Annotated in this window: 15 protein-coding genes; 8 read left to right on the top strand and 7 right to left on the bottom strand. The window is 57.7% G+C overall.

Translation table 11 applies throughout. The features are described 5' to 3' along the window. Positions 1–407: 407 nt before the first annotated feature. From FIV03_RS16095 to flaF, 5 genes are all read left to right on the top strand, one after another. Entirely contained in the window at positions 408–1,904 is a 1,497-nt protein-coding gene (locus FIV03_RS16095; RefSeq protein ID WP_152510261.1) for a flagellin, read from the top strand. A gap of 690 nt (positions 1,905–2,594) precedes the next feature. After that, the gene (locus FIV03_RS16090) at positions 2,595–4,091 is read left to right on the top strand and encodes a flagellin (RefSeq protein WP_152510260.1); all 1,497 of its coding nucleotides are present in this window, start codon (positions 2,595–2,597) and stop codon (positions 4,089–4,091) included. 289 nt (positions 4,092–4,380) lie between these two features. After that, a complete protein-coding gene (locus FIV03_RS16085) occupies positions 4,381–5,874 on the top strand; it encodes a flagellin (RefSeq protein ID WP_152510259.1) in 1,494 nt (497 codons plus the stop codon). A gap of 92 nt (positions 5,875–5,966) precedes the next feature. Beyond that, positions 5,967–6,461, top strand: coding sequence for a flagellar biosynthesis repressor FlbT (gene flbT / locus FIV03_RS16080; RefSeq protein WP_006932693.1), 495 nt, complete (start codon positions 5,967–5,969; stop codon positions 6,459–6,461). Beyond that, positions 6,343–6,708: a flagellar biosynthesis regulator FlaF gene (gene flaF / locus FIV03_RS16075; RefSeq protein ID WP_075284275.1), complete on the top strand. Its 366-nt coding sequence runs from the start codon at positions 6,343–6,345 to the stop codon at positions 6,706–6,708. Before flbT ends, flaF begins: the two co-directional genes overlap by 119 nt. A 289-nt stretch (positions 6,709–6,997) precedes the next feature. Here the strand turns inward: flaF and FIV03_RS16070 are convergent, their stop codons facing one another. The 7 genes from FIV03_RS16070 to FIV03_RS16040 form a co-directional block, all read right to left on the bottom strand. After that, entirely contained in the window at positions 6,998–8,569 is a 1,572-nt protein-coding gene (locus tag FIV03_RS16070) for a GMC family oxidoreductase (protein ID WP_152510258.1), read from the bottom strand. A gap of 17 nt (positions 8,570–8,586) precedes the next feature. Continuing rightward, positions 8,587–9,111, bottom strand: coding sequence for a Twin-arginine translocation pathway signal (locus FIV03_RS16065; RefSeq protein WP_152510257.1), 525 nt, complete (start codon positions 9,109–9,111; stop codon positions 8,587–8,589). A gap of 23 nt (positions 9,112–9,134) precedes the next feature. After that, positions 9,135–9,530, bottom strand: coding sequence for a VOC family protein (locus tag FIV03_RS16060; RefSeq protein ID WP_031269183.1), 396 nt, complete (start codon positions 9,528–9,530; stop codon positions 9,135–9,137). Between the two features lie 113 nt (positions 9,531–9,643). Continuing rightward, on the bottom strand, positions 9,644–9,937 hold the full coding sequence (locus FIV03_RS16055; RefSeq protein WP_006932702.1) for a ribbon-helix-helix domain-containing protein: 294 nt from the start codon (positions 9,935–9,937) through the stop codon (positions 9,644–9,646). Between the two features lie 271 nt (positions 9,938–10,208). Then, positions 10,209–11,744 (bottom strand): hypothetical protein, encoded by a 1,536-nt coding sequence (locus FIV03_RS16050; protein WP_023000689.1) that lies wholly within the window; start codon positions 11,742–11,744, stop codon positions 10,209–10,211. A 13-nt stretch (positions 11,745–11,757) separates the two neighbouring features. Further along, a complete protein-coding gene (gene flgK, locus FIV03_RS16045; RefSeq protein WP_152510256.1) occupies positions 11,758–13,611 on the bottom strand; it encodes a flagellar hook-associated protein FlgK in 1,854 nt (617 codons plus the stop codon). Positions 13,612–13,684: 73 nt separating this feature from the next. After that, entirely contained in the window at positions 13,685–15,070 is a 1,386-nt protein-coding gene (locus tag FIV03_RS16040; protein ID WP_152510255.1) for a flagellar hook-basal body complex protein, read from the bottom strand. 310 nt (positions 15,071–15,380) lie between these two features. On the opposite strand from FIV03_RS16040, the gene FIV03_RS16035 reads away from it, so the two are divergent. The 3 genes from FIV03_RS16035 to FIV03_RS16025 all read left to right on the top strand — a co-directional run bounded on the left by FIV03_RS16035 (position 15,381) and on the right by FIV03_RS16025 (position 17,454). Further along, positions 15,381–16,226: a MoxR family ATPase gene (locus FIV03_RS16035; protein ID WP_152510254.1), complete on the top strand. Its 846-nt coding sequence runs from the start codon at positions 15,381–15,383 to the stop codon at positions 16,224–16,226. A 105-nt stretch (positions 16,227–16,331) separates the two neighbouring features. Further along, complete coding sequence (locus FIV03_RS16030; protein WP_209009677.1) at positions 16,332–16,868, top strand: hypothetical protein; 537 nt, start codon at positions 16,332–16,334, stop codon at positions 16,866–16,868. A gap of 61 nt (positions 16,869–16,929) precedes the next feature. Next, complete coding sequence (locus FIV03_RS16025; protein ID WP_055655271.1) at positions 16,930–17,454, top strand: histidine phosphatase family protein; 525 nt, start codon at positions 16,930–16,932, stop codon at positions 17,452–17,454. The last annotated feature ends 43 nt before the right edge of the window (positions 17,455–17,497 follow it).

Genomic DNA, 17,497 nt, shown 5'->3' with positions numbered 1-17,497 from the left:
AAACCCAACGTGCATTCGGCCCGTCGCGTCTTGCCGGCGCATCTGTCTATCGTCCTCGATTTCGGTACCTTCACCGGTCTCGTTCCGCACACGAGTTAACAGATCCGTCAGGTTTCAGACAAGTCGACCGCCTTTAGGGGAAACTTGCGCTGCCCGAGCACCTGACAAGAGGCATTCTTCAAGCTTTCGCTGCCCCTTGTTAAGATCTTTACTCAGATAAAATTTGTCTTTCAAAACAATATACTCAACTTTTTCTGGCAATGATTTTAGTTGCTCGGCTTAGGGGGCTGTTAAGGTTAATTTACGCTAACCATCTTTGTTTAGAACTTCTTACAAGAAAGCGCCGATAGATGTCCCTCGGACCCAGGAAGGGTCCTCGTATCTTGTACTCCTAGAAAGGACACAAAATGGCCGACATTACTCTGTCGAGCGCGGTTCGCGCGAACCTCAACACCCTTCAGTCCACCGCACAGTTCATGTCGGACGTCCAGAACAAACTGGCGACCGGTAAAAAGGTGAACTCCGCTCTGGACAATCCGAACAGCTTCTTCACGGCTTCCGGCCTGACCTCCCGTGCAAACGACCTGTCCACTCTTCTGGACGACATGGGCCAGTCCACGCAGACCCTGAAGGCAGCCGACCAGGGTATTTCGAGCATCACCAAGCTCGTTGAATCTGCAAAAGCAAAGGCCAACCAGGCCCTGCAGACCCAGAGCCAGTACGAGCGCAAGCAGTTTGCTGCTCAGTACAACGACCTGCTGACGCAGATCGAAGACCTGGCGAAGGACTCCGGTTATAAAGGCAAGAACCTGCTCGCAGGTGAAGGCAACGACCTGAGAACCATCTTCAACGAAGACTCCACTTCGAAGCTCGACATTGAAGCTGTTGACTACACCGACACCGCACTGTCCACCGGTCTGAACCTTTCCGACCTGGCAGAAGGCGAAGGCGCTTCCGCATCCCTGCAGCTGCAGGGCGGCAAGACCGTCATCACCCTGCAGGATTCTGGCGGTTCTGCTCTGAACACTTCCTCCACCCTGTCGGACTCCACTCTGATCTCCACGACCCAGAGCCTGTCCTTCGTCAACGACACTGCCACCAACCCGGCCGTGCTCTCCGGTGGTGTTTCCTCGACGGCTTCCGTTCAGGATCTGGTTGATGGCCTCAACGCCATTGCCGGTGTTCGTGCAGAATTCGACAACGGCACGGGCGAACTGACCATCTACTCCGATGAAGACTTCTACATCGGCGGTAACGGTTCTGCGACCACGAGCTTTGCAGGCACCCTCGTCGACGCGACTGCGTTCTCTTCGACCACGGATGCCCTGATCAACTCCGGTTCCTTCTCTGTTGGCGACACTCTGACGCTGACGGACGGCAACGGCTACGAGCTCGGCTCCTTCGAAGTTGAAGAAGACAGCACGGTTGATGATCTGGAAAACTTCATCAACGACTTCAACGGCGTCTCCGCTGACTTCGACACTGGCTCTGGCCGCATCACCATCACTTCGGAAACCGACTTGTCGCTGACCAGTGACAACGACGACTTTGCAAGCTCCGGCTTCACCGCAAATACCACCGGTATCGGCATCTCGGCGATCTCCGACAGTGGCTTTGCGACGGATACGGACATCAACCGTACAGTTGACCGGTTGAACACTGCACTGTCGAACCTGAGAACGCAGGCTTCCTCCTTCGGTACCAACCTCTCCATCGTTGAAAACCGTCAGGACTTCACCAAGAACCTGATCAACACGCTGGAAGAAGGTGCAGGCAAGCTGACGCTGGCCGACACCAACGAAGAAGGTGCAAACCTGCTGGCCCTGCAGACTCGCCAGAGCCTGGCTTCTACCTCGCTGTCCTTCGCAGCACAGGCAGACCAGAACGTTCTGCGTCTCTTCTAAGCCAGACATTTCGGTTAGAACGACATTGGAAAGCGGGCCACGGCCCGCTTTTCTTGTTTCCGGATCCTCAAGCGCGTTTCCCGATCCAGCCGTTCGCGCCCGCGGAAAACTTTAAGCGCATCTGTACCTGGCCTCACTCCCCAAACCCACTCCCCAAGCCCACGCCCAAGACACGCCCTCAACCCGAAACCTCCCCTCTTCCCGAACATCGGTTTCAAAGCCTTGCCTGATCCCAATCGTTAAGATTCTGGCTCCGGTGGATATAAACGCGGCTCGCAGCCTGCACCCATTCCTTCGAATTGCAGCGGCTACTCAGGCCCTTCTCGACGCCAGCGCAAACATGCAAGGCCGGCGCCACCTCCCGTGAAGCCACGCAATGATTTTTTTTGAGAACACTTGTCTCTCCTGAACCCGACGAGGACAAAACCCGCGGGACTCCGGGCTTTGCATGCCTGTCGCCGTAACCAGGCACCCTGCCCTCGCTGTAAAGACACTGGCACTTTTTGGAACCCTGCATCGGCACCTGAAAGCATTGCGCCTGACAGTTCAGACAGGGGGCAAAACGGCGTTAACCTCCTGATAACCCTATTTTTCAGGCGCTTAACCATTGATTAAGGTTAACGCTCGATGATCGGTCCCAACCTGCTCAGGAAGAGCAGTTGAAATTTGACCCAGGAAAGGGATAATTCGATGCGTGACATTACGCTGTCAGCCGCCGTGCGGCAAAACCTCCTCACACTTCAATCCACTGCAGACCTGATGTCGGGCGTCCAGAACAAGCTGGCAACCGGCATGAAGGTGAACTCCGCGCTGGACAATCCGAACAGCTTCTTCACGGCATCCGGACTGAACTCCCGCGCAGGCGATCTCAGCACCCTGCTGGACGATATGGGCCAGTCCCTGCAGACCATCAAAGCCGCGGACAAAGGCATTCAGACCATCACGGATCTGGTCGAAACCGCGAAGGCGAAAGCCAACCAGGCCCTGCAGACCCAAAGCCAGTACGAGCGTAAAACCTACGCAGCACAGTACAACGCCCTGCTGGAACAGATCGAAGATGTCGCCAAGGACAGCTCGTACAAAGGCAAGAACCTGCTTGCAGGTGACGGCAACGACCTGACCACCATCTTCAACGAAGATGCGACCTCCAAGCTGACAATTGAAGCGGTCGACTACACCGACACCGCACTGTCCACCGGTCTGAACCTTTCCGACCTGGCAGAAGGCGAAGGTGCAACCTCTTCCCTGCAGCTGCAGGGCGGCAAGACCGTCATCACCCTGCAGGATGCAGGCGGTTCTGCTCTGAACACTTCCTCCACCCTGTCGGACTCCACTCTGATCTCCACGACCCAGAGCCTGTCCTTCGTCAACGACACTGCCACCAACCCGGCCGTGCTCTCCGGTGGTGTTTCCTCGACGGCTTCCGTTCAGGATCTGGTTGATGGCCTCAACGCCATTGCCGGTGTTCGTGCAGAATTCGACAACGGCACGGGCGAACTGACCATCTACTCCGATGAAGACTTCTACATCGGTGGTAACGGTTCTGCGACCACGAGCTTTACAGGCACCCTCGTCGACGCAACCGCATTCTCCTCGACCACGGATGCCCTGATCGACTCCGGTTCCTTTGCAGTTGGCGATACTCTGACGCTGACGGACGGTAACGGCTACGAGCTCGGCACTTTCGAAGTTGAAGAAGACAGCACCGTTGACGATCTGGAAAACTTCATCAACGACTTCAACGGCGTCTCGGCCAAGTTCGATGACGGCTCCGGTCGTATCACCATCACTTCGGAAACCGACCTGTCTCTGACCAGTGACAACACGGACTTCAACAGCTCCGGCTTCACCGCCGACGCGGATGGCATCGTGATCGAAGCTATCTCCGACAGTGGGTTCGCTACGGACACGAACATCAACCGCGTCATAGACCGGTTGAACACCAGTCTGTCAAACCTGCGGTCCCAGGCTTCCGAATTCGGTACGAACCTCTCCACAGTAGAGATCCGGCAAGACTTCACGAAGACCTTGATCAATACACTGCAGGAAGGTGCAGGTCTTTTGACCCTGGCCGACACCAACGAGGAAGGTGCAAACCTGCTGGCCCTTCAGACCCGTCAGCAGCTTGCTTCCACCTCTCTGTCCTTCGCCTCTCAGGCGGACCAGACCGTGCTATCCCTCTTCTAATTCAAAGAGAATCAGTCGGACGCACGACTCACAGACAAGCATCAGAAACGGCGGGCCACTGGTCCGCCGTTTTCGTTTACGCCGTGAATTACTGTCTGAACCCGAAATTTTTTATCATTGAGAATCAATATCTTAAAAGAAACCTTTTGGTAACTTTTATTTACGGGACGTTAATACGTGCATCAGTGATTAACTTTCCATTTAGATTTACGGCAAAGGTGCATGCTCGACTTGGATTACCCGCATGTTGCCTTTGGCGAGACCTGAATAGGGAAAGCGGTGAAGTCTGATGCCTGATATTGTTCTCTCCAGTGCTGTCCGGGACAATCTCCTGTCGCTGAAACAGACGGCGGATTTGCAGTCGATCACGCAAACGCGCCTGGCAACGGGTCTGAAGGTCAACACGGCGCTCGACAATCCGAACTCCTATTTCACGGCACAATCCCTGAACGACCGCGCGAGCGATCTCTCGAACCTCTTGGACAACATGGGCCAGGCGGTTCAGACGATCCGCGCAGCAGACAAGGGCATCACGTCGATCACCAAACTTGTGGAATCGGCCAAGGCCATCGCGAACCAGGCCTTGCAGACCTCCAGTGAATACGAACGCAAGCTGTTCACCAGCCAGTACAACGACCTGCTTGAGCAGATCGAGGACATGGCACGGGACTCCAGCTACAAGGGCAAGAACCTTCTTGCCGGAGCCGGCAACGAGCTGGAAGTTATCTTCAACGAGGACAGCACCTCGAATCTGACCGTTAATCCGGTAGACTTTACAGACACTTCACTAGATGACGGTCTCAATCTGGATGACCTGGATGCCGGAGGCACCGGTACGTCGTCCTTCAATCTCTTCAGCGGCACCACCTCCATTTCCCTGTCAGGCCTGCAGGCGTCCTCGAATCTGACGGACCTCGCCGACTGGGCAACCGGCAACGTTGTCAGCATCACGGATTCCTCCGGCACCACCAACCTGACGGTCGGTACCGACATCACCACGGTGCAGGACTACGTGGACGCATTGAACGATCTGAACGGCGTTCACGCCACTTTTGACGAAGCCACGGACTCCATCACCATCACGTCCGGTCTCGACAACGCCCTCTATATCTCCAAGGACAACACCGGCGGCGGCGCAGCAACGGACGGTGGCGACACCGGCGGCACAACGACCACGATGACGGTGTCTCCTCTCAGTTCCACGGCAACGCTGGTTTCCTCCGGCGGCTTCCAGGCCGGCGACACGATCACGATCACTGACGGCAACGGCTTCGAACCTGCCTCTCTGGAGATCGACGAAGAAACCACGGTCAGCGATCTCGTGACCTTCATCAACAACGTAAAGGGCCTGGATGCCACCTTCTCGGGCGGCAGCATCAGCCTTATCGGCGAAGTCTCTTTCGACATTTCCAGCAGCAACAGTGACTTCAACCGAACGACGCTCGGATCGACGACAGGAATCGTGTCACTGACGGCGGCTCCGTCCGAGTTCAAGTCGGATACGGATATCGATCGAACGCTTCAGGCCATCAACGCGGCGCTCGACGAGCTTCGTAGTGCGGCCCGTTCGATGGGTACGGCTCTTTCGACTGTGGAAATCCGGACCGATTTCACCCAAAATCTGATCAACACGCTGGAGGTTGGCGCTGGCCACCTAACTATTGCGGACATGAACGAAGAAGGTGCTAACATGCTGGCGCTGCAAACCCGTCAGCAGCTTTCTTCGACTGCTCTGTCTCTGGCCAACCAGGCAGATCAGAGCGTCTTGAGCCTGTTCGGTTAACACCGGCGGCATTTATCATTAAGGTATCGGGGGCAAATCGTTAACGATTTCGTTAACGTTTCACAGCGATACTTCTGCGTGGAGGTCACGGAATGGCGCTCAAGGTCGAGCTGAAACCGGGCGAGCGAATTATCATTGGGGAAAGCGTTATCACCAATGACAATCAACGCACTCGCCTCTTTATCGAAGGCCAGGCTCCCATTCTGCGAGAAAAGGATATTCTCACGCCGGCCACTGCAGATACACCAGCCAAACGGGTCTACCTGGCCGTTCAGCTGATGTATCTGTCAACTGACTTGGAGAAGATACAGGAGAGTTACTTCAGCCTCGTCAATGACATAGTGAAAGCCGCGCCGAGTACGATCCCTTTTGTCACCAGGATTAGTAACGCCATACTAACCGGCGCCTTCTATAAAGCACTGAAAGAAGCACGTAAGCTCATCGAGTACGAAGGGACGCTGATCAGTCATGTACAAACAGGCAGCGCAGGCTTACCAGAAAACAAGCCAGGTGGCGATGTCACCGAGGGAGCTGGAAGCGAATCTGCTGATGAAGGCCGCAGCCCGGCTTCAGTTGATCAAGGATGAATGGGCAAATTCCTCGCTTGCGGAAAAAGATGACGCCCTGGTGTACAACCGCAAGCTCTGGACAATTCTCGTGACGTCCGCGACCAGTCCTGAAAGCGAACTGCCTCAGGACATCAAGAACAACATCGCCTCGCTGGGCGTGTTCGTGTTCAAGCAGACCATGACAGTCATGACGACTGACGATGAAAACAAGCTCGATACCCTCATCAGCATCAATCGTTCGATTGCCGAGGGTCTGAGGTCCTGATCCCGGCGCGGCCGGTTCAAGAACAGCCTCGGAAAACAAGATAGAAGATCAAGAAAGGCCGCCAGGGTAACCTCGGCGGCCTTTCTCTTGACTGCAACGTTCACCTGCCCTCCTCCAGCGGAAACGGAGGAAGCCTCCACCGGAGATCAGCGGGTCCTCAAGCTGCGGGCAGGATTTGCAGCCATGAGATATTCAGCACCAGCCCTGTGCGAGCCCGGCAATCCATTCAAAGCCTCCGCGTTGGCCAGGCTTCGAAAGCCCAGCCTTCCGGAAGCCGGCCCTCACGGGACTACAGATTGCCGGCACTCATTTCCCGCGCGATATGATCGGCCTGACGGATGGCGAGTGCCACGATCGTCAGGGTCGGGTTTTCGGCAGCGCCCGTGGTGAACTGGGACCCGTCCGACACGAACAGATTGGCAATGTCGTGGGTTTGCCCCCAGCGGTTGACCACCCCGTCGCGCGGATTTTCCGACATCCGGTTGGTGCCCAGATTGTGGGTAGACGGGTAAGGCGGCGTCGGGAAGGTCCGGGTCGCCCCGACGGCATCGTAGATGGCCATTCCCTGCCTGTAGGCATGATTTCGCATTGCGACGTCGTTGGGATGATCGTCGAAATGGACATTCGCCACCGGCAGGCCAAAACCATCCTTCACGTCGTGATTGAGCGTGACTCGGTTGGTTTCCTGGGGCATGTCCTCACCGACGATCCACATGCCTGCCATGTTCTCGTAACCGTCGAGCGCACTTGTGAATTCCCGGCCCCACGCCCCCGGATCAAGAAACGCCGCCATGAACGGCAGTCCAAGAGCCAGGGTTTCAAGTTCATATCCGCCGACAAAGCCGCGGGACGGGTCGTGACGAGCTTCGTCCTGAATGATCCCCGCCATCGTTGTTCCACGCCACATCTTCACCGGCTGGTCGAAAATGGCATAGACCGAGCCTGTAGTATGGCGCATGTAATTGCGACCGACCTGGCCGGAGCTGTTGGCAAGACCGTCCGGGAACATGGAAGACGCTGAATTCAGCAACAGCCTCGGGCTTTCGAAGGAATTGCCGGCAACGCAGACGACACGGGCTTTCTGAAGCTGCAGATTGCCGTCCTTGTCGAAGTATTCGACCCCGGTCACCTTGCCTGCATCGTCGTGCAGGATTCGTGCGACATGGGCCTGGTCGCGAACTTCCAGATTTCCGGTTGCCTCGCCCCGCGGAATATCCGTGTAGGCGGCGGACCACTTCGCTCCCCATTTGCAGCCCTGAAAACAGAAACCGGTCTGCTGGCAGGCAATACGCTCGTCGTAGTCGTCCGAGTTGATGGCCATCCGGCCTGTATGGACTTCCTTGTAGCCGAGCGCCTTGGCGCCCTTTTCGAACACCAGGTAGTTGTTGTTGCCCGGCAGTCCGGCCCGCCCCCCTGTGCGCGTCACGCCCAGCTTTGTTTCGGCAAGCGTGTACCAGGGGTCCATTTCCTCCGCATCCAGCGGCCAATCGAGCAGATTGGCTCCCTGGACGTTGCCGTAGGACGTTTTTGCCTTCCACTCATGTGGCTGGAAGCGGATCGACGCCCCGGCCCAGTGAACGGTGGTTCCCCCGACGGCCTTGACGATCCAGGCCGGCAGGCCGGAAAAGTCCTTTGCAACCCGCCAGTCGCCCGACGTGGTTCTGGGGTCGACCCAGGCAAGCTGCCCGAAGCTTTCCCACTCGTCGTTGACATAATCATCCGGAAGATAGCGTCCGCCCGCCTCCAGAGCCACGACACTCACGCCCTTCTGCGCCAGCTCGTTGGCAAGCACACCGCCACCGGCGCCCGTTCCGATCACGACGACAACCGTGTCGTCATTCAGGTCAAATGGTGCAGCCATGGTTTCCTCCCTAAGGCTCAAAGCCAGTTGATGTCGTTGAAGCCCCGGTCGATGTAGCCGCCCAGTTCATAGGAAGCTCCCTCGTAGCCGAACAGCGGCCAGACTGCTTTCTGATTGTAGAGCCCCGTTACCAGTCCGCCCCTGACCCTTTGAAAGAACGGGCTGTCCTCCATGGACCGCAGCAGGTCTGCCCTGTCACGTTCCCAGCCGATCGCAAGATAGGAAGCATGCCCTCTCCCCTGGGCTGCTCCGTTCAGGGCCTCGATACCGGCCTCGATATCCTCGGCGTGGTCGGGCGTGTCATATCCCTTGACGGCAATGACATAGTATTCGTCGCCGACATGGTCGTGCGGGTAGATGTCCCGCGCCATCTGCACCAGCGTCGCGAAACTGTCCGGCTTGAGTGCCGTCAGCTCCGTCGCCCAGGCGCCGTCCCTTGCTGCCAGAAATCCGGTCCCGGTGACGAAGACAGCGCCTGCCGCCGTCGCCCGGGCCAGAAGCTGTCGTCTGGTCAGACCTCTCGGACTGTTTTCGGTTTTCATGCTCTCCTCCCGTTCAATTCAATTCATTCGTATCGACCGCCGCGCTGAAGCACCTCGATCTGATAGCCATCGGGATCCGCAACGAAGAAGAAGCGCGCTATGACGTCTCCCGCCGGTGCGAAATCGACCAGTTTTCTTGGATTGAGACCTGCTGCTTCGAAGCGTGCGTGTTCGCTGTCGAGGTCATCGACACTGAACGCCAGATGCCCATAGCCGTCACCCAGGTCATAGGGCTCTGTGCGCCCCTTGTTGACGGTCAGTTCCAGCTCGAAGCCGGAGTCGCTGTTACGCAGGTAGATCAGGGTAAAATCGGGAAAATCCAGACGATCCGCTACGGTCAGCCCGAATGCTTTTTCATAAAAGGAAAGAGACCTGTGCTCTTCCAGAACACGGATCATAGAATGTATTGCTTTCGCCACGCGTTACTCCGCTCTGCTTGTATTTGCATGACGGAAGCGTAGCGCGTGGCAACTATCGCCCGGGTAGTATGCTTATACTGCGAGCGGTAAAACTTGCGCTGCAGCGCAAAATGTCATTCAGCGGCAATCGAAGCCGCGTGCTGGTTCGACGAAATCTCGAGGAACTTCAGACAGGCGCAACGCAACAGCGATGTGAAATTCTTCGGTTCACCGCGCAGTTCGATCACTTCTGAATGCAGCGTCGAGATGAAATGCGGTGTCGTCACCCCTTCCGACGCGGCAATCTGATCCAGAATCGCCCAGAAGGAATTTTCCAGTCTGATGCTCGTGCTCTGTCCGTTGAGCCGCAACCGCCGGGTCTGGCTGGCGTAGCGTTCCGGATCCTGTCCGGCAAATACGTGACACATCGGCTCTCCCTCCCATGGTGTCGATCTTTTCGCGGTATGCCGCGATCTATTTTTTTGAAAAGGGATAATGAAAAGAACGCGCCGTTGCCAAAGGCCCCGGCGGCAAACCGGTTGGAACTGGACACCAGAGGATATCCGTCGGGAAGAAAGGCAACTAGGAGAGTGTTTCCCCAAAGGGGGAATATTTCAAGGCCTTTCCCGGCCCGGACCGGCAGTCCAGGCAACGGTGAGCGAAGACCGCCCGGGGAAAAGCCGGAAGTTCCGGGCGATCCTAGAGGTAATCGGACAGGGTCAGATTGAAGACGATCGACGAGGCCCTGTAGGAAACCTCGATATTGGTCTGCAATTGCAGGATCTCGGCCGCGACCTGATCCTGGTCGATTCCCTCGATATCCGCGATCGTGCCTTCGTAGCTGCTCTTCATTTGCACATGCCGGTCATCGGTCAGCGACACTGTCCGATGCGTGATGGCAATGTCCGTGGCAATATCGGTGATCCCGGACTGATCGACACCTGGCGGCTGCAAGGTCGTGCGCAGGTTGGTCGACAGGGTATTGTAATACTCTTCGTCGATCGTCGAGCCGCCCGAAAAATCCGCAGCGATGAAAGCCGCAAGCGACTGGACCAGTTCCTGCAGCGGTGTTTCATTGGCCCGAACGCCGTAGCTCACCGTGAGATTGCTGTCGATCACCGCGTTCTTGTCCGTGCGCGGATCGTCCGTGGCCGTGTTGCGGCCCGTATACCAGGCGACAGTCGTCGAGCCGCCACCGATCAGCGCGGTTGCGCTGTCGAAGGGAGGTCCGTCTACCCGCTGTGGCTCTTCCCCACCGAACGTCCTGAAGAACTCTTCTGCAGCCCATTCGTCCGACACGGCGCGAAGGGTTGTCTGAGCCTGGTGCTCGATCTCCGCTTCCAGGGCATCGCGCAGGTTCTGCGCCGTTTCCTCAAGATCGGCGCCGATCGCGAAGGTTCCGTCTTCAGCCGTGCTGTTTGCTGCCGTCAGCTCGATGGAGATCGTCTCGCTGTGATCAGGCGGCAAGGAGAATTCCACCGTAATGGTCTCGCCAAGTTCCGGCTGCCCGGTGAACTGAACGTCGAAGCTGTCCGGATCGGTGCCCGAAGGCCCGGTGATCGCGACGTTGGTCAGGGTCGAGGCAACAGATGCGATGTCGAAACCGAAATCATGTGCTCCATCTTCCGCAATGGTGAAGGTGGAATCCGTCGGCACGGGGCCGGCGTAGTTGGTTGTCAGCGCGGAGGTCGATGTGCGGCCATTGTTGCCGGCACCCAGATTTGCCTGGGAATACTCGCTCATGACGGTTTTCAGCCCGTCTCGGCCGTTCGCCCCTTCCAGAATGGCATCGATCTTGGCAACCGGGTCCTGAACGGCATCCGTGCCGCCAAAGACGTAAAATCCGGCGACTTCCGTGTTCAGGATGTTGAGCGCTTCATTCAACAGCAGCTTGGCGCGAGACTGGGTCTGCGTCTGCCCGTCGTCCTGCAGCACGAAATCGTTGGTATCAAGCGCGGATTTAGCATCCTGCCGGATGTCCTCCAGACGCTCCAGCGACATGGTCGAGGTCTGCAGGTGCAAATTGGCGATGGTGATGGTGTCCTGGTAGCTCTCGATCATGCTGACTTTCTGGGTCAGCTGAATGTCCAGAAGCCGGCGGTCGCCTACTTCGCCGTATGTGGTACCGACCTTGCCTCTGGCGAGCTGGGTTGTCTTGCTTGCCAGCAGATCGTTGAGCTCGCCGAGTTGGCGGGTCAGGTAAGTCCGGGAGGTGGTGATATTCGAAACTGCCATAACGCACCCAACCTTAAACGATGTTCAGGAGCTCTTCGAAGAGTTCCTTGATGGTCTGCATGACGCGGGCATTGGCCGCATAGGCGTTTTCCAGCTGAACCATGAAGGCCAGTTCGGCGTCGAGATCGACCGAGTAGCTCTGCTCGTAACGGATGGCGAGGTTCATGGTCAGCGCTTCCTTGGAATCCGCATATGTGGCTGCGTCTTCCGCCTGGTTGCCCTGAAACGCGACGGTCTGGTTGACAAAGCCCAGAAGTGTTCCCTGGAACGGTGTCGACGCGCTGCCGATACCCGAGCCCGGGTCATAGTGTTTCGTGCCGACGCTAAGCGCATCCGACAGGAACTGCGCACGCGCAGGATCGTTGGTCGTGTTCGGTGTCGGCGTGGTCTGATAGTTCACCAGAAGCGCGCTATCGGCCAGAAGATCCGGATTGACGCTGATTCCGGAGGCATAACCGAGCCGCTGGCCACCGCCTTCAAGCGCATCGGTGAAGAGGTCCGTTCCAGCCCGCTGGTCAACGAAGATCGCAAGTCCCAGCCCCTGATCGGAATTCGCCGTCACGGTGACATTCGCACTCAGGCTTTCAACGCTGGTCGGCGCCGTGTTGTCGCCCAGAACCCGAAGGTTGTCCGACCCGTCATTGCTGACCAGAAGACCTGTACCGGCAAGTGCTGCGGTGATGTTGGTGATATAGGTTGCCGGAACACCGCTCGAAATGTCGATACCGAAGACCGTGTCGCCCGGATTTGCCGTAGCGGAGTTGTCCAACGGCAGCAGTGCGGGATCGTCCACGGCCACGAGGGTGACTGTCTGCGGATTGCCGCTGCTGTCGGTGTAATCCAGCGTGATGGTGTTGCCCGGCTGAAGCGCGGACACATCGAGATCGAAACCGCTGTCCAGACCGACGGTCGCTGCCGTGCTTTCAACATTCACATTGGAAAAGGCAAGTGACAGTTCGGCGGCAATCGTGTCGAGCTGCGTCTGCGCCTCGACCAGGATATCATCGCGCAGTTCAGCAGTTGCCTGCATCGAACCTGATTTCGACGACCCGATGAGATCAAACTGGGTGCCGCCTGGCGTCCTCACCATCACCGAGTTGCCTTCCTGGCCCGGCTGCAACAGATGCGTGGCATCGAAGGTCAGCGTAGATGCCTGACCGTCGGCGTAGAGCTGGTCGCCGTTGGCGGTACGGATGGAAATCGAATTGTTGTCGTTCTTGGTGACGTCGATATCGATATAACCGGATAACTGCTCAATCAGCCGGTCGCGCTCGTCTTCCATGTCGGCGGTTGAAACACCGGACTGGGTCGCGTTCTGGATCGCCTCGTCGATGTCTTCGATACTTGAGAGCAGGCCGTTCACGCTATCTGTCTGGGAAGCCAGTGCGTTGTCCGCTTCCTGGCGCAGGTCCGCGATCTGCTCATAGGATGAGTTGATTTCCCGCGCAAAAGCTTCCGCAGCCGAAACCACATCCTTTTGAACGGCATAGTTGCCCGGATCATTCACCAGGCCGGCCAGTGCAGCAGAAAGATTGCCTGCGAGGGACGACAACGAACTCTTGTCGTCGATCGTGCCGAAGATATCGTCCAGACGGTCGGTAAAATCCGCAATCTGCCGGGAGTAGCTGGTGTCGGCGAGAGAGTTGAAATAGTCGGACTGGATCTGCTCGTTGACAATCCGGCGCACTTCCGTCGCATTCATTCCGGCGACGTTGCCGTTGCCGTCGAAGTAGACATTCGCCGAAATTATTTTTTTCGAATAGCCGGCCGTATCCGCGTTCGCAATGTTGGACGCGGTGACGTCCAGCTGACGCTGATTGTAGGTGATTCCGAAAACCGCGGTATTCAGGGCACTTGTAAGACCCATGGCGGCTTCTCCTTCCTTATACGCGACCAGGCCAGGTGGCCGGCGGGTCAGTGCCCCGCCGGCCTAGGCGGTGTTACCGGACCATATTCAGGGCATCGTCGAGCATTTCGTCTGCTGAGGTGACGATCCTCGAGTTTGCCGAATAGGCCTGCTGGGTGATGATCAGTTTGGAAAACTCGTCCGCGATATCGGCGTTGGAGAGTTCCAGCTTCTTGGCAAGGATCTGCCCGCCTCCGGAAAGGTCCGCGTCTCCCGATCCGGCCGTTGCCGCAAACGCGGCACCGTCAACGCGCTGCAGGTCCTGCTCGGCCTCGAACGTCGCAAGCGGGATCTGGTAAACCGGGCGCTGCTGGTTGTTGGAATAGCTGGCAATGACGCGGCCGGAAGCGTCTACAGCCACCCCGATCAGCTCACCTGCAGGATATCCATCCGGCTCCAGCGACACGGAGCTGGCCCTGCCGTCCTTGTCGGAATACTGGGTCAGGGAGCCATCGGCAAAGGAGAACTCGACGTCCGTTGCCGTCGTGCCGCCGATGGTCAGCGAGGAGATTGTAAAGCCGTCGCCCGTACCGTTCACTGCGGAACCGCCCATGGCACCGGCGGTCAGGGTGGTCATTTCGCCCGTGTCATCGAACTGAATTTGACCTACATCGTACCATGCAGTGGTAGCATCACCACCGGTGCTGATGTACATGCTCCAGGTATCACTCACCGCACCACCGTCGTCGTTAGCCGTCTTGGCGTAACGGACTTCGACGTTCATCGCCGTACCGTTCTGATTATAGATCGTAGTGGATCCACCGGAAATGGAGCTGTTCAGGAAGTCGGTTTCATCTGCAACGGCAACGTTACCGGCACCGACCGAAGCGTTCAGGAGGGCAGTGGTTTCATCCGTGCCATCATAGTCGGCAGTCGCGGGAACTCGTGGCAGGTTGGCCTGGTAGTCCACAGTCGTGGTTGCGGATGCCGCCAGCGGCTGGTTCTCGATCTGGATTACGGCCGGGTTGTCACCGATCGCATTTCCGGTGTTCGGGTCCAGCGGGAAGCCCTGCAGATAATAGCCGGAGCTGTTGATCAGATAACCTTCCTTGTCGCGCTCGAAGTCACCGGCGCGGGTGTAGTAGGTCTCATCTGCGAAGGTGGTCGAGCCATCGACCACGTCGGACGCCTTGGTCACGACGAAATAGCCTGCGCCGTTGATGGCCATGTAGGTATCGACGTCGACCGACGTGATATCACCCTGCACGGTGTTGGTGGCACGGGATGTGGCGAAGGTGGTTCCGGAAACCTGCTGGGCCTGCTTGGACCCACCCCCGGAAACCAGATCCGAAAAGGTCGTGTCGAGCCGTTTGTAACCGGTCGTCTGCGAGTTTGCGACGTTACCGGAAATATTCTCCAGAGCCGTAGCCTGCGCAGCCAGTCCGGAGACAGCCGAGTTGATAGCCCCATAAATACCCATTTGCGGTCCTCTTTATAGATCGGGCACTGCGACGCGGGCTTACGCCCATAATCGGCCTTCCTCCGCAAAGGCCGTGCCAGTTTGATGAGGACATAATTTATCGTTTTGTTTCATAAGCTTAGGAAATTTTCCTTTTCCAGAAGCGGAAAAAAGAACCCGGCAGGTCACGACCCGACAGGCAAAAACTTCCGCTCTGGCCGGTGGCAGATGTTCAAAATTGCCGTGCGCCGGCACTCCTGCCTTTTACGGGCTTGCACAGCCGCGCGCGGCCTGCCACCTTGCGGCCAACCTAGGAAAAACGGACGGCCAAATGCGCTTTGAAGGAACTGAAAGCTATATTGCCACGGAAGACCTGAGGGTCGCGGTCAACGCCGCAGTCGCCCTGGAGAGGCCGTTGCTGATCAAGGGTGAACCCGGCACCGGCAAGACCGTGCTCGCCGAACAGGTTGCGGTCGCCCTGAAAGCCCCGCTGATCGAATGGCATGTCAAATCCACCACCAAGGCTCAGCAGGGCCTCTATGAATATGACGCCGTTTCGCGCTTGCGCGACAGCCAACTCGGTGACGAGCGCGTCAAGGACATCAACAACTACATCCGCAAGGGCAAGCTCTGGGAAGCATTCGACGCTTCAGAGCGGCCGGTTCTGCTGATTGACGAAGTCGACAAGGCCGATATCGAGTTTCCGAACGATCTTCTCCTGGAACTCGACCGCATGGAGTTCCACGTCTACGAGACCGGTGAGACCGTCCGCGCAAAGCAGCGCCCGGTGGTTATCATCACATCAAACAACGAGAAGGACCTGCCTGACGCCTTCCTGCGCCGGTGCTTCTTCCATTTCATCAAGTTCCCCGATGCCGACACCATGGCGGAAATCGTTGAAGTGCATTTTCCCGGCATCAAGCAACGGCTCCTGTCGGAGGCGCTGCGCCTCTTCTATGACGTACGCGACGTCCCCGGACTGAAGAAGAAGCCCTCGACTTCGGAGCTGATCGACTGGATCAAGCTGCTGCTGAACGAAGACATCGATCCTGAAACCCTTCGTCAACAAGATAGCTCCAAACTGATACCGCCTCTGCATGGCGCGCTGTTGAAAAACGAACAGGACGTGCACCTGTTCGAACGCCTGGCATTCATGGCGCGGCGGGAACGGTCCTGAAGTCCCGGGCAAGCCTCGAGGTGAAAGCTGGTCGAGGCTGAGCGCCCGGGCGGCTGGCCGGGCAAAACGCGATCTTCGGGTCGGGGTGACAAGGAGACTGACTTGGTGAAACAGGCCACCGCTCTTCTGGTGCTGGCGATGCTCACGCTGCCGATGGCGGCGAACGGGCCTGTTCTTGCACAAGTGCCCCCTGAAAAGGACGCGGGCTGGCAAAGCGATGTCGGCGGATTGCGCCATTTCACCGGCCTGCGCTGCCCCGACATGATCGGCGATTATTACCGCATCAAGGTGATGGAAGGTGATGCCGTCAGCCAGGCGGGATGCATCTACACCGGCCGCGACGGCATTACCGCTGTCCTGCGCAAACACCTGCAGGGCACCGGCCGCCGCGAAGCGCTGACATTTTCCCGCAATTACAAGGCAGCCGGTTTCGAACCGATCAAGCTGACGGGCGCTGCCGCCTCCGGCATCTCCTTCCGGACCCGCAACTGGACACCGACAAGCCTGTGCGAAACGATGTGGTACTTTTCCGGTGCCACATCGGACTATACATTGTGGCTGTCCTACACGCTGCCGACTCAGGAAGTGGAGATCGGACCGGCAGTAACCGCCTTCACCATGGCGCTTGCCAACCAGAACTGACCGGCAGTCCGGCCTTTGACCCGCCGGCACACTTTCCACTTTCAAGGAACCAGGAAAGACAATGCGGCTCCTTTTGTTCAGACACGCTAAATCAGACTGGGGCGACGCGAACCTGGCCGACATCGACCGGCCTCTGAACAGCCGCGGCAAGGCCGCCTCCGTCAAGATGGCCCGTTACATGAAGGAACAGGGCCTGCAGCCCAACCAGATCCTGTGCTCTACCGCGCAGCGGACCCGGGAAACTCTGGCCCGCCTTCTGCCTACCCTCACGCAGGAAACACAGATCCACCTGGTGTCCGATCTCTACCAGCAAAGCGAAGACGACTATGTCGGGCTGATCCGCCGCTATGGTGGCCGAGCCCAGAACCTCATGGTCATTGGCCATAACCCGGCTACCGAGGACACGGCGTTGAGCCTCAGCGGCACGGCATCCAGCGACGCGATTGCCGATATTCAGGAAAAGTTTCCGACTGGTGCTCTTGCCGTGATCGATTTCGACATTGCCGACTGGTCGGAGTTGCAGCCGAAGACCGGCCATCTGGAACGTTTCGTCAAACCACGGGACCTGAAGGAAGATCTCGACTAGAGCATCAGCCGAGTCCCGGATTGTACTTGTTCCCGCCTGCGCC

The sequence above is a fragment of the Labrenzia sp. THAF187b genome, from assembly GCF_009363375.1.
Classification (GTDB): domain Bacteria; phylum Pseudomonadota; class Alphaproteobacteria; order Rhizobiales; family Stappiaceae; genus Roseibium; species Roseibium algicola.
The sequence above is the reverse complement of the archived record's forward strand: the minus strand, read 5'-3'. Positions and strand labels throughout refer to the sequence as shown.